Annotated in this window: 15 protein-coding genes; 7 read left to right on the top strand and 8 right to left on the bottom strand. The window is 65.6% G+C overall.

The window, feature by feature from the left end:
* Positions 1-15 precede the first annotated feature (15 nt).
* The 4 genes from QF038_RS17915 to QF038_RS17900 all read right to left on the bottom strand — a co-directional run bounded on the left by QF038_RS17915 (position 16) and on the right by QF038_RS17900 (position 2785).
* Entirely contained in the window at positions 16-399 is a 384-nt protein-coding gene (locus QF038_RS17915) for a hypothetical protein (protein WP_373461657.1), read from the bottom strand.
* Positions 400-566: 167 nt separating this feature from the next.
* Complete coding sequence (locus QF038_RS17910; RefSeq protein ID WP_013599688.1) at positions 567-770, bottom strand: cold-shock protein; 204 nt, start codon at positions 768-770, stop codon at positions 567-569.
* Between the two features lie 132 nt (positions 771-902).
* Positions 903-1529, bottom strand: a complete 627-nt coding sequence (locus QF038_RS17905; protein ID WP_307611860.1) for a response regulator transcription factor — start codon at positions 1527-1529, stop codon at positions 903-905.
* The gene (locus QF038_RS17900; protein WP_307611858.1) at positions 1526-2785 is read right to left on the bottom strand and encodes a sensor histidine kinase; all 1260 of its coding nucleotides are present in this window, start codon (positions 2783-2785) and stop codon (positions 1526-1528) included. The genes QF038_RS17905 and QF038_RS17900 overlap by 4 nt, the downstream gene beginning before the upstream one ends.
* Before the next feature lie 210 nt (positions 2786-2995).
* On the opposite strand from QF038_RS17900, the gene QF038_RS17895 reads away from it, so the two are divergent.
* Together QF038_RS17895 and QF038_RS17890 are read left to right on the top strand one after the other, a co-directional pair.
* A complete protein-coding gene (locus tag QF038_RS17895) occupies positions 2996-3562 on the top strand; it encodes a heme-binding protein (RefSeq protein ID WP_307611857.1) in 567 nt (188 codons plus the stop codon).
* Between the two features lie 10 nt (positions 3563-3572).
* Complete coding sequence (locus QF038_RS17890) at positions 3573-4280, top strand: ankyrin repeat domain-containing protein (RefSeq protein ID WP_307611855.1); 708 nt, start codon at positions 3573-3575, stop codon at positions 4278-4280.
* A 119-nt stretch (positions 4281-4399) separates the two neighbouring features.
* On the opposite strand, the gene QF038_RS17885 is transcribed toward QF038_RS17890, so the two are convergent.
* The 3 genes from QF038_RS17885 to QF038_RS17875 are packed head-to-tail and all read right to left on the bottom strand — an operon-like array spanning position 4400 to position 7048.
* Positions 4400-5584 (bottom strand): acetyl-CoA acetyltransferase, encoded by a 1185-nt coding sequence (locus tag QF038_RS17885; RefSeq protein WP_307611853.1) that lies wholly within the window; start codon positions 5582-5584, stop codon positions 4400-4402.
* A complete protein-coding gene (locus QF038_RS17880) occupies positions 5581-6285 on the bottom strand; it encodes a CoA transferase subunit B (protein ID WP_307611851.1) in 705 nt (234 codons plus the stop codon). Before QF038_RS17880 ends, QF038_RS17885 begins: the two co-directional genes overlap by 4 nt.
* 31 nt (positions 6286-6316) lie before the next feature.
* Positions 6317-7048, bottom strand: coding sequence for a CoA transferase subunit A (locus QF038_RS17875; RefSeq protein ID WP_307611849.1), 732 nt, complete (start codon positions 7046-7048; stop codon positions 6317-6319).
* 182 nt (positions 7049-7230) lie between these two features.
* Between QF038_RS17875 and QF038_RS17870 the strand changes: the two genes are divergently transcribed.
* Positions 7231-8025: an IclR family transcriptional regulator gene (locus QF038_RS17870; RefSeq protein ID WP_307611848.1), complete on the top strand. Its 795-nt coding sequence runs from the start codon at positions 7231-7233 to the stop codon at positions 8023-8025.
* An 80-nt stretch (positions 8026-8105) separates the two neighbouring features.
* Here QF038_RS17870 and nadE read toward each other — a convergent pair whose 3' ends face one another.
* Complete coding sequence (gene nadE / locus QF038_RS17865; protein ID WP_307611847.1) at positions 8106-8960, bottom strand: ammonia-dependent NAD(+) synthetase; 855 nt, start codon at positions 8958-8960, stop codon at positions 8106-8108.
* Between the two features lie 74 nt (positions 8961-9034).
* Between nadE and pyrE the strand changes: the two genes are divergently transcribed.
* From pyrE to QF038_RS17845, 4 genes are all read left to right on the top strand, one after another.
* Entirely contained in the window at positions 9035-9619 is a 585-nt protein-coding gene (gene pyrE, locus QF038_RS17860) for an orotate phosphoribosyltransferase (RefSeq protein WP_307611845.1), read from the top strand.
* A 113-nt stretch (positions 9620-9732) separates the two neighbouring features.
* Complete coding sequence (locus QF038_RS17855) at positions 9733-10500, top strand: GAF and ANTAR domain-containing protein (protein WP_307611843.1); 768 nt, start codon at positions 9733-9735, stop codon at positions 10498-10500.
* An 85-nt stretch (positions 10501-10585) separates the two neighbouring features.
* Positions 10586-11230 carry a hypothetical protein gene (locus tag QF038_RS17850; RefSeq protein ID WP_307611841.1) on the top strand — a complete coding sequence of 215 codons (645 nt, stop codon included), beginning with the start codon at positions 10586-10588 and terminating at the stop codon, positions 11228-11230.
* 83 nt (positions 11231-11313) lie between these two features.
* Complete coding sequence (locus tag QF038_RS17845; protein WP_307611839.1) at positions 11314-12354, top strand: alpha/beta hydrolase; 1041 nt, start codon at positions 11314-11316, stop codon at positions 12352-12354.

The raw sequence follows: 12354 nt of genomic DNA, 5'->3' as shown, positions 1-12354 counted from the left end.
GACGCAACGTCAAGGTCAAGCGGGTTTTCCAGGAAATCTCTTACGCGGTGGCCGGGGGCGTGGGGAACGTGTGCGCGCCTGGGCAACGAGCCGGGTGAACGCAAAAATGAAGGCGGCCTCGATGAGGAGCATCAGCGCCACGAGCAGCCATTGTTCCTCTGCAATAAATACAATGCACCCTGCCAGCGCGAGGATGGTTCCGAGGATCAGGGTGTAGACGGCAAACCCGACGGCGACGCGCGCGCTGCGGACCCCGGTCCGGAAGCCGAAGCCCAATGGTTCCCCGCCGGGATGCCCCGGGACGAGGTCCGGCCCGGCAGGCGGAAGCTGGTCGAACTCCTCCCAGGGGTCCTTGCCTGCATCGTTGCCTGGAACATTGTCCGGGTGCTGTCCCGTCATCATCCCATTATCCCAAACCTGGCAATGAGACAGGGGCCCGGGCAACGCTCTCTCACTAGAGCGTCGGATGGGGGGGAGAGCCAACAAAACAGCGGCCTCCCCAACATTGTTGGGGAGGCCGCTGCCTGGCGGGTTTCTCCTGCTGGTGCAGGAGGAAAGCCGAAGCCTTAGAGCGGGCGGATGTTCTCTGCCTGCGGGCCCTTGGGACCCTGGGTCACATCGAATTCAACCTTCTGGTTCTCATCGAGTGAGCGGTATCCGCTGCTGGCGATTGCGGAGTAGTGGGCGAAAACGTCAGCGGACCCGTCATCGGGGGCAATGAAGCCAAAACCCTTTTCGGCGTTGAACCATTTAACTGTGCCTGTTGCCATGGCTGCATTCCTTCGTGTGACTCTGATTCTCCCCCGGGCCACCGGCCCGAAGTGCGCGGAGAACGTCCCCCGCAGTCCCCAACGTACGGGGCTGGCGCCAACCTTGCAAGGGTAACGGGATTTTAAGTGTCGTCAGCGCATGCCCTCACGGCGGATCGCGGTGGCAATGGCAGCGGCCCTGGTGTCCACCCCGAGCTTGGCATAAATGTGCGCAAGGTGGGTCTTCACCGTCGCCTCGGAGATGAAAAGGCGTTGCCCCAGTTCGCGGTTGCTGAGGCCCTCTGTCAGGAGGCTGAGCAGTTCGGCCTCCCGTGGTGTCAGGATCTCGTCCGGGTTGCGCAGCTGCTGGAAAAGCCGGGACGCCACGGGCGCGCTCATCACGCTCTTGCCCTGGACGGCGCCCCGGATGGCCGCAAAGATCTCCTCGGGTGCGGCATCCTTCAGCAGGTAGCCCATGGCACCGGCGTCCACTGCCCGGACAATGTCCGCATCGGAGTCGTAAGTGGTGAACACGAGGATGGCCTGCCTTTTGTTGCGCTCCCGAATCGTGCGGATGGCTTCGATTCCGTCCATCCCGGGACCCATGGCGAGGTCCATCACCACCACGGACACGGGGTGCTGCGCCAGCAGCTCCAGTGCTTCCTCGCCTGACGCTGCTTCGGCCACGACGTCGATGTCCGCCTGGGTACCCAGCAGGGCCCGCAGCCCGCTTCGCACCACGAGGTGGTCGTCCACCAGCAATACAGTGATGGCACTCATAGGGCCCCTCCGGGGCTCTTCGGCTCTGCCGCAGCGGGCAGCTGGGCGGCGACAACGGTCCCTTCGCCCGGCGCACTTTCCACGGAGAAGACGCCGCCCAGCTGTTCCACCCGTTGCCGCATGGCGCGCAGGCCGTACCCTCCGGTGTCCGACGGCGGTGCTGCCGCCGCCGGATCAAAACCGGTGCCGTCGTCGTACACATCCAAGGTGACGGCGTCCGGCAGGAAGCCGAGCGTCACGGTGGCCGTGGAGGCGGCGGCGTGCAGCTTGATGTTCGAGGCCGCGCTTTGGACTACCCGCAGGAGTGCGTGCCGGACGTCGGCCGGCACAGGACGGGGTTCGCCGGTGACCAGGAGCCGGGCCACTGGGACGTACTGCCTGGCCGCGACAAGCAGGGCGTCCGGCAACGGCGAGGCGTCCAGCCCGGGGGAGGCGAGTTCGTGGACCAGGCTGCGGGTCTCGGAGAGGTTCCCCCTCAGCAGCGCGGTGGCCTGGCCCAGGTCTGCCCTGGCGGCATCACCAGGCCATGCCCTCCCGGCCGCTTCCAGCAGGAGGAGGCTGCTGGCCAGGCCCTGGGTCACGGTGTCGTGGATTTCCCGGGACACCCGTTCCCGTTCGGCAATGGTGCCGGCCCGCCGCTCGCTGGCCGCGAGCTGTCCCTGTGCGAGCGATACTTCCGCGTGCAGGCGGCGCTGCTCCTCGGCGTCGTGCTGGATCCGGTCATAAACCAGGGTCAGCATGACTCCTACGGCCAACGGCCCCAGGAGCATTGCCAGGTCAGTGCCGTCGCTCAGCTTGAACAGGCCGGCGGCGGTGGCAGCCGCCGTAATACCTGCTGCCACGTAGGCGGCTGTTCCGTTGAAGGCGATCCGGCAGAGGAAGAAGAGCGCGAACGAGCACCAGGCAAAGCTGGGGGCAGCGATGACCAGGACGGCCCATACTCCCACCAGGGCAACCATCCAGGGTGCACCCGGCCTGGCGCGCTGCGCCTGGATGGCGACGGCCAGGTACAACAGGCAGGCGCCAGCCGCAAGGCCCAGGACCAGGATGTTGTCTGCCGGGCTGTGGCGCATTACGTAGCGGACCAGCGACGCCACCATCAGGACGCCGAAGCCAAGGTGTACGGCTGTGTCGATCCTGCCGAGGCGCGGTAGCCCGGCCGGGGTGTTACTGGATGCGGCAGTCCCGCCTGCGCTCCTGGCGGCGCCCGGGTCCGGTGCGGGCGCGGCGTGGGATGCGGTGGCTCGGGGAGGCATGGAATTTTCCGGTTTCGAATGGGGGACAGCTACCTCCCATGCTATTGCCCGCGCCCTTGCCCGTCTCTCAGCCTTTTGGCTGATACGGCTGGCCTTTCGGAGCAGGAGGCCGCAGCCAAAGGCCCGATGCTTTGCTGCCACGCCCGCGAAAGGATGGGACTGTACCCCGGCGCTGAACCGTGGCTGGGCTTTGACCATAAGGAAAACACCATGAAGAAGTCATCGAAAGTATTCGCCGCCGCAGCCGCCGGCGCACTTGCGCTCACCGCCGTCGCCACCGTCACCGCAAATGCCGGCCCCGGCGCTGCTCCAGCAGCCGTCCCTGCTGCCGACGTCCAGCCCGTGCCGGAGAACGTGGTCCAGCAGAACCGTATTTCCGTGGGCGCGTCCGCAAAGGCTGTGTCCGCGGCGCTCGCCAAGTGCCAGGCGGACAAGCTGCCGTTCGTCACCGTGGCGCTGGTGGACCGCTTCGGCACGGTGCAGGCGCTCCTGCGGGGCGACAACGCCGCCGAGCACACCATTGAAGCCGCAAAGCAGAAGGCCTACACCGCCGCAGCGTTTGGAACCCCCACCAGCGAACTGGCCAAACGGATCAACGGCAACGGCCCCAGCATCGCCGACCTCCCAGGCACCCTCTTCCTGGCCGGCGGCGTCCCGCTGAAGGTGAACGGTGTTTCCGTGGCCGGGATCGGCGTCGGAGGTGCTCCCGACGGAGCCTTGGACGAGGCGTGCGCCGCCGCCGGTGCTGATGCCATCGTTGCTGCTGCCGCTCAGTAGGCTGGGCCGCATGAAGCGGGTTGGGGCTTGCTGTCTTGCCGTCTCCCTGACCCTGGCCACGGCTGCGTGCCAGGCGGGTTCGGAGGCGACTCAGCCGCCGCAGCCTGCGCCGTCGTCGTCCCTTGCCGGCACGGAAGGGACGACGGCCGCGGCGGAAACCCCATCAGCGCCTGCCCGGGCCCCGGCCCCGGCAGCTGCTCCTCCAGTGCTGTCCGCGGAGGAACAAGCGCAGCTTGACCAGGAACTCATCGCCGCCGCCAAGGCCAACAACGTGCCGCTGGTGCAGGAACTCATCGGGCGGGGCGGCAATGTCAACACCAAGGACGCGATCCAGGATTCGGCATTCCTCTACGCGGGCGCCGAGGGATTCAACGAGGTGCTCCGGTTGACACTGGACGCCGGGGCAGACGTCGCCAGCACCAACCGGTACGGCGGTACCGCCCTGATCCCGGCCAGCGAACACGGCCACGTGGAGACCGTCCGGATCCTGATCGCCGCGGGGGTGCCGGTCAACCACGTGAACAACCTGGGCTGGACCGCCATGCAGGAAGCCATCCTGCTGAACAACGGCGGACCCAGGCAGCAGGAGGTGGTCCGGATGCTCCTCGATGCCGGCGCCGATCCCGACATCCGGGATCGGGAAGGCAGAACGGCGCTGCAGAACGCGGAGCGCCTCGGTTTCGCCGAGATCGCCGCCCTGGTCCGCAGCCGCGGCTGACCTCGCGGCTGCCGCCCCCGCTGAAATTCCCCATCTTTTGCCGGAAAGTACGACGGCGCGCCGCACTTTTGGTGCGACGCGCCGTCGTCGTGCCTGAAAGGTGGGGAAACCCAGCGGCCCTACAGGGCCTCGAGGACGCTGACGTAGTTGGCGATGCCCACGCCGCCCATGTTCTGGACGGCGGCCCGGCGTGGGCCGGCCAGCTGCATGTCCCCGGCGGTCCCGGTGAGCTGAATGGCGGCGATGACGTGCTGGGAGACGCCGGTGGCGCCCACCGGATGGCCCTTGGCCTTGAGCCCGCCCGAGACGTTGACCGGCAGCTTGCCTTCCTTGTACACCCAGCCTTCCTCGATGGCGCGGGCGCCCTGGCCCGGCTCCGTCAGCCCTATGGCCTCGTACATCAGCAGCTCCGCGATGGTGAAGCAGTCATGCACTTCGGCAAAGTCCAGCCCATCGATTCCGACGCCGGCCATCGCCAGGGCGCGCTGCCACGACACCCGGGTGGCGTTGAAGGCTACGGGGTCCCTGCGCGCGGCGGGGAAGAAGTCGTTGGCGTGGCCGAAGCCGGCGAGGCGCACCGGAGCGGTTGCGCCGCCGGTCGCCGCAGTGGACAGCACCACGGCGGCAGCACCATCAGACACAGGGGAGCAGTCCGTGCGGCGCAGGGGATCGGCGACCATGGGGTTCTTGTCCGAGACCGTGCGGCAGAACTCCTCGCCAAGGTCCTTGCGGAGCTGCGCGTAGGGGTTGTCCACGCCGTTGCGGTGATTCTTGGCGGCGATGCTGCCCAAGACGTCGGAAACGCTGCCGTAGCGCTTCTCGTAGTGCTTGGCCACCTCGGCGAAGAGCCCGGTGAAGCCGGTGGTGGAGGCCTTGCCGGCCATGTCGTAGTCGGCGCCCAAAAGGCCGGCGCCCACAACGTCGGCTCCGGCGTGGGTCATCTTCTCGGCGCCAATCACCAGGACGGTTTTCGCGGTGCCGGCCAGCAGGGACTTGGCGCCTTGCTGGAAGGCGGCGGAGCCGGAAGCGCACGCATTCTCCACCCGGGTGGCTGGGACGTTGGCGAGCTGGTCCGAGACCTGCAGTGCCAGGGAGGACGGGAACGCCAGGGGCATCATGCCGGAGTTGAACTGGCCCAGGAAAATCTCGTCGATCTGGCCGGGCTCGATGCCGGCGTTGGTGATTGCTTCGGTGGCCACCTGGACGATCAGCGACTCCAAGGTCTCGTCCGCCAGCTTTCCGAACCGGCTGTGTCCCCATCCCGTGAGCAGGACATCCTTGCCGAACTGTTCCTGCAGGCTCATGCCGTTGCTCCTTCCAGGGCGGATTCTCCGACGCCGGATCCGTCCAGGGCAACGGTGAATTCCGCCTCCGTCTTTTCCCGGATTTCCTCGACGGTGACCCCGGGCGCCAGCCGGGTCAGGGTGAGCTGCCGCCCGCCGCCTGTTTTTTGCTCATTCTTCGCAAGGTCAAAGACCGCCAGGTCGCTGATGATCCGGTCCACGCAGCTGAGCCCGGTCAGGGGGAGGGTGCATTCGCGGACGATTTTGGCGCTGCCGTCCTTGGCGTTGTGCTCGGTGAGGACCACCACGCGGGGAGTTCCGGCCACCAGGTCCATGGCGCCGCCCATGCCCTTGACCATCTTGCCGGGGATGGTCCAGTTGGCGAGGTCCCCGCTGCCGGAAACTTGCATGGCGCCCAGTATGGCCACCTTGACATGGCCGCCGCGGATCATGCCGAAGGAGGTGGCGGAGTCGAAGATGCTGCCGCCGGGCAGCACCGTGACAGTCTGCTTGCCGGCGTTGATGAGGTCGGCATCCTCCTCGCCCTCGTACGGGAACGGCCCCATGCCCAGCAGCCCGTTTTCGCTCTGCAGGACAACCCGGACGCCCTCGGGCAGGTTGTTGGCCACCAGCGTGGGAATGCCGATGCCCAGGTTGACGTAGTCGCCGTCGTTCAGTTCCTCGGCCGCGATGGCGGCCATTTCATCCCTGGTCCAGGCCATGGGGTTCTCCTTTTCGCTAGGTATTCGGTGGTCAGACGGCCAGGGCTTCGGCATCAGACGGGACACCGCGCGGCCGGACGGTGCGCTGCTCAATGTCCTTGACCCTGTTGCCGGCCTGGACCAGGCGCTGGACGAAGACGCCCGGGGTGACGATGTGGTTGGAGTCCAGTTCGCCCGGCTCCACAATCACCTCCGCCTCGGCAATGGTCAGGAGGCCTGCCGTGGCCACCACCGGGTTGAAATTCCGGGCGGTGTAGCGGTAGATGAGGTTTCCATCTGTGTCCGCGGTGTGGGCGTGGACCAGCGCGACGTCGGCCGTGATGGCGCGCTCCTGGACGTACGTTTCGCCGTCGAACACTTCGTGCGGCTTGCCTTCGGCAACCAGGGTGCCAACGCCGGTTTTGGTGTAGAAAGCAGGGATGCCCGCGCCGCCTGCCCGCAGTCGTTCCGCAAGGGTGCCCTGCGGCGTGAACTCGACCTCCAGGCGGCCGGCGAGGTACTGCTCCGCGAAGAGCTTGTTCTCACCCACGTAACTGGCAATGACCTTCCGGACCTGGCCCGCCTCGATCAGGATGCCCAGGCCCTTGCCGTCCACCCCCATATTGTTCGAGACCACCGTCAGGTCCTTCACGCCCGAATCCCGGACGGCTTCGATCAGGTCCGCGGGGATGCCACTGAGGCCGAATCCGCCCACGGCCAGGGTCATTCCGTCCCGCACTGCCCCTTCCAGGGCGACGGCGGGAGCTGGCTGAATTTTGGACATGGCGCCTCCTCGTTGAGAGTCCTGGAATACTTGTCCACTTTGTGGACTATGGGTCTGGAGATGGACATTACGGGTGGGCCGGGAGGACTGTCAAGGCGGTCAATTTACGCCTTTTAGGCAGGTTTCTACAGTGTGGACGGTAAGGTAATTCGTGTCCATATTATGGATAAAAAAGGAGAAAAGTGAGCAATTCCCCAGTTCCGGGAGCCCAGGTGGTCGGCCGTGTTGCAGGGTTGTTGCGTCTCATCGGACGCAACGCGGACGGCATGCCGCTGTCCGCCCTGGTGAACGAATCCGGTCTTACCCGGCCCACGGTCCACCGGCTGTTGTCCTCGCTGGCTTCCGAGGGCCTGCTGGACCACGACCCCGGCAGCGGTAACTGGGTGCTGGGTCCGGAGATTTTCCTGATGGGGTCGGTGGCGTCAGCCCGCTTCCCCCTGGAGGAGGTGGCCCGCCCCAGCCTCCGGCGGCTGGCAGAGGCAACCGGCGAGAGTGCCTTCTTTTCCATTCGCCGCGGCTCCGAGACTGTATGCCTGTTGCGCGAGGAGGGGAGCTTCCCGGTGCGGTCATTTGTGCTGCACGAGGGCGTCCGGTTCCCGCTGGGCGTGGCCTCGGCGGGCACCGCGATCCTGGCTTTCCTGCCGGAGGCCGAGCAGGAGGAACTGCTGCATGACTGGGCAGCGCATGCCGGGACATTCGCAGTGGGCCATCCGGAGGAACTTGTCAGGGCCAGCCTCGAGCGCACCAGGCTTAATGGCTACGCCGTGAATCCAGGGCTGGTGCTGGAAGGCAGCTGGGGGATGGGCGCCGCGGTGTTCGATCAGTCCGGCCGGCCGGCCTGGGCACTGTCACTGACAGGCATCGAACCCCGGTTCAAACCCGAGCGGCAGGAGGAGCTGGGCAACCTCCTGATGGCCGAGGCGCACCGCATTACCCAGCAGCTGGGGGCGGAGGGGAAAGGCGCCCGGGCCCGCTGAGCCTCCCCGCCTTTGCCAGGGAATGACGACGGCGCGCCGCCCCTTTTGGGTGCGGCGCGCCGTCGTGCTTGCCTCCGGGGCTACAGCCCGGCGCGGGGTTCCTCGGGGCCCTCGCCCTTCCACCAAGTGTCAAAAATGGTGACGGGAACGGTGCGCTTGTGCCGCGTGCGCAGGTATTTCGTTTCGATCGACTCCGCCACGGATTCGGGGACGTCCCGGCCTTCCAGGTAATCGTCGATCTGGTCATAGCTCAGGCCCAGCTCGTCCTCGTCGGTGCGGCCCGGCCTGTCATCCAGCAGGTCAGCAGTGGGCACCTTTTCCCACACCCGCGCCGGGGCGCCGAGCTCGGCCAGCAGGGCGCGGTTCTGCCGCTTGTTCAGGCCGAACAGGGGCAGGATGTCGGCGCCGCCGTCGCCGTATTTCGTGAAGAAGCCGGTGACAGACTCGGCACCGTGGTCAGTGCCGATCACCAGGTAATTGTGTTCGCCGGCCAGCGCATACTGGGCAATCATGCGGGTCCGGGCCTTGGTGTTCCCCTTGTGGAAATCCGAAATCTCAGAGCCTACGGTCTTTTCGAACTCGTCCTCGAAGCCGTCCACGGCAGCTGAGATGTTAAACGTCCACTCCGTCTTGGGCTGGATGAAGTCCAGTGCAGCCTGGGCGTCTTCCTCGTCATGCTGGACGCCATACGGCAGGCGCACGGCCACGAAGTTCGCGTCCACACCCTCTGCCTCGAGCTCTTCCACCGCCAGTTGGGCCAGTTTTCCGGCCAGCGAGGAGTCCAGGCCGCCCGAAATGCCCAGGACAAAGCCTTTGGTGCGGGTGGCTTGAAGGTATTCCTTCAGGAAAGTGACGCGTTTGCGCACCTCCCCGGCGGGGTCGATCCGGGGCTGTACGCCCATTTCATCAATGATCCTGGCCTGGAGTTCGCGCATGTGGTCCAGCCTAGCCAGCAGTGTCAACGGCGCTCAAGCATCCACACCGGCACGCCCACACTAAACTGGAGACCATGACTTCCCCCAGTGACACTGCAGTAGACACTGCAGCCGCCCGCGCCCGCCTGCTGGAACTGATCAAGGAACTTGCCGTGGTCCGCGGCAAAGTGGTCCTGTCCAGCGGAGCGGAAGCCGATTACTACATCGACCTGCGCCGCATCACCCTGCACCATGAGGCCTCGAAGCTGGTGGGCCAGGTGATGCTCGCCCTGGCGGACGACGCCGGCATCGACTTTGAGTGCGCCGGCGGGCTCACCATGGGAGCCGACCCCGTGGGGACGGCAGTGATGCATGCCGCCCGCGACGCCGGCCGGACCGTTGACGCGTTTGTGGTCCGCAAAGCCCAGAAGTCCTACGGCATGGGCCGCCAGGTGGAGGGTCCCTCGGTAGAGGGCCGCAAGGTGCTGGTCCTGGAGGACACCTCCACAACCGGCGGCTCGGCGCTGACGGCAGTGGAAGGCGTCCGGAAGGCCGGTGGCAATGTGGTGGCCGTTGCGGTGATCGTGGACCGGGATACCGGGGCCAAGGAAAAGATTGAAGCCGAGACCGGCGTGCCTTACCTGTTCGCCTTCGGCAAGGACGAACTCGGCCTTTCATAAGCCTGTTTCCGCTGCTGCCCGGGACTGTGCGGCCCGGGCAGCGTGTTGGATCTGGGGCGGGAGTCCTTTATCATTTGCCTTATCCCCCTGATTCCGTACAGAGAACGTGCACTATGGTCCCCCCTGAACATCCCTTGAGCGCCACCGAGAAGGTCCAGAACCTGATCCTGGAGAGTGCCGACTTCGAGGACTTTATGAATGAGCTTGCCCGGTTTTCGGCACATCAAGTGGCTGGCGGCGGCGAGGACGCTCTCTGCGGCATTACTCTGCTGCGGGACCGGAAGGCCGCCACCATCGGCTGGAGCAGCGACTCTGCCCGGGAAGTGGACGAGATTCAGTATTCCCTGTCGCAGGGGCCGTGCCTTACTGCGGCAAAAGAGGAACGCGAAGTCCATGTTCCTGACCTGTTCGAGGAGAACCGGTGGGGACCGGATTACGCAAGTGCCGTAGCCTCGCACGGGCTGCGGTCGGTATTGTCCCTGCCGTTCAACCTCCAGGGCGACGCCAAGGCGGCACTGAATCTCTATTCCGATGTCCCGCGCAAGTTTGATGAGGGCGCCACTGCCAAGGCCCGGGGCTTCACCCGGGAAATTTCACAAGCTCTCCGGCTGGCTGTGCGGTTCTCGCTTCACACGGACAGCGCGGCCAATCTCCGGGCCACGCTTCAGTCCAGGACCATCATCGACATTGCCATAGGCATCGTTATGGCGCAGAACAGGTGCAGCCAGGAGGCTGCGGTGAGTATCCTCACTGAGGCGTCCAGCAACAGCAACACCAAGCTGCGGGACATCGCCAAATCCCTTGTGGATTCGGTAGGGGGAGCTGGGACGCGCACCCATTTCCAGGAACCTGGACAGCTGCAGGCGGATCAATCAGCGTAGCCGGCGGCTTGTGCCGGACTCCCGCTGGAGGTTAGGCTTACCGAGGTTGAGCCGTCGGCCATAGACACCCTTTTTTGGAGTAACTATGGACCAGACTCTTAATGCCCTCGTCAATCTTGATGTCCCTGCCGACGTTGTCCGCATCGATGTCCAGGGTAGCCTCACCCACGATTCCCGCGCCGGCCTCCTCCAGATCATCCGCCGTATCAGGCGCATGGGCATCCGTTCGCACATCCGCGTTGAGCTTTCACGGGCCGCCCTGGTGGAGTCCTCCGCACTCGCGGGTCTTCGCAGTGACCTCAACGCCATCGATAATGGCATCCTCCAGGGAATTCACGGTTCGGGAGTATCGCTTGACCTTTCGCCGGCCACCGACGAGTGGATGCTGTCCCCCAACGAGGAGACGCTGACAATGATCGAGGGCATTTCCGCTGACCCCACAGCAGATCTTTACGATATTGAATCCGCGGCCGCCTTATCCGGCTTTGATGAGGCGCCGCGCCTGGACCTGCCAGACCTGGGAGCGTGGGGCGGCCGCGCGCTGCAGGAGTATTCGGATGATGAACTTTTGCTGGCCAGCGACACACTCTTCAGCCTGCTGGACAACCCCGGGGCTTTCGCCGGCTCGGACCTGATGGGCCGGTACGAGGACATTGGCCGGGAGATCACACGGCGCCAGCAGGACACCGCCAGCCCTTTTCCTCTGACGGAAGGCCAGGCAGCCAGCTGAACTGCTGCGGGTGACCAGGCGTCACTGAATGGTTACCGCCGCCTTCTTGCGGCGGCGTCTTCCGTTGTGCCTACGGTAGGGGTGTGCCGTATGAGGGGGACACAGGTCCGCAGGACAAGCGGGGGGCTTCCGGAGCCCGGCTGCTGGCGGAAGCGGCTGCCCTCAAACAGTTTTCACGCCGCGCGTTCCTGACCGGAGCGGGCGTCTCCGGCGTACTCGCGGCCGACATGATCCTCACCCGGGAGGTGCAGTCGCAGCGCCGTTCCAACAGGATCCTCGCGGTTCCGGACGACTTCGCCGACGCCTACTACCCGGACGCCAGCTGGTTCCTGTTTCCCGGCTACAAAACCAGCTGGGAGGAGGCACAGTGGATCCTGAACTCCCTCCGCGGCGCATTGAACAAACGCGCCCGGCTGGCCGCCGTCGGCTATTCAAACCAGGGGCTGGATATCGACGAGCTGGTCATCGCCATCATCGAGTACGTCCGGGCGCAGAAGCTCACCAAACTGTTCTTCTACGGACACAGCTTCGGCGGCATGGTGGCAACAGAGGTGGCTGCCCGGCTGCTCGAAATCCATGGAGTGGAGGTGGAGTTCATAGTGCTGGACTCCAGTCCCTACAGCAAGCATGACGTTCTGGACCAGAGCTGGTTCGACGGCGTCGTGTTCCTTTATGAGCGCGGCATCCGGTTCCCGTCCACGGTTCGGGGCGGGTACGAGCTGGGCGAGCGGGTCATCCACAAGGACGAACGCACCTGGCGCCAGATTCTTGACCAGGCGCTCGAACAGCTGTCCCCGATTGCCCCGTCCAACCTGCTCATCCAGTCCGAGTCCGCTTATATCTACCATTTCGACGGCCTGCGGTTCGTGGACAAGCTGGGCCGCGCCAAGATGGCCTACATCGGAAATCCGCGCGACCGCACCGTCCGCTACCAGACGGCGGTCGAGTCCTGGGCGGTGGCATTCAAGGCGAACATGGTGTCCAGCGATTTGCAGACCGTCGGTGCTGCCCCGGCCCACGCCAGCCCGGGCTGGAACCCGAACATCTACCGGCCCCTCCTTCAACAGCTGCTGGACGAAAACTTTCCGCTGCCCCGGGGCGGATCCCGGGTGAGCGTCTTCTAG

It is taken from the genome of Pseudarthrobacter sp. W1I19, assembly GCF_030817835.1.
Classification (GTDB): domain Bacteria; phylum Actinomycetota; class Actinomycetes; order Actinomycetales; family Micrococcaceae; genus Arthrobacter.
This window is presented reverse-complemented; position numbering and strand designations above follow the sequence as displayed.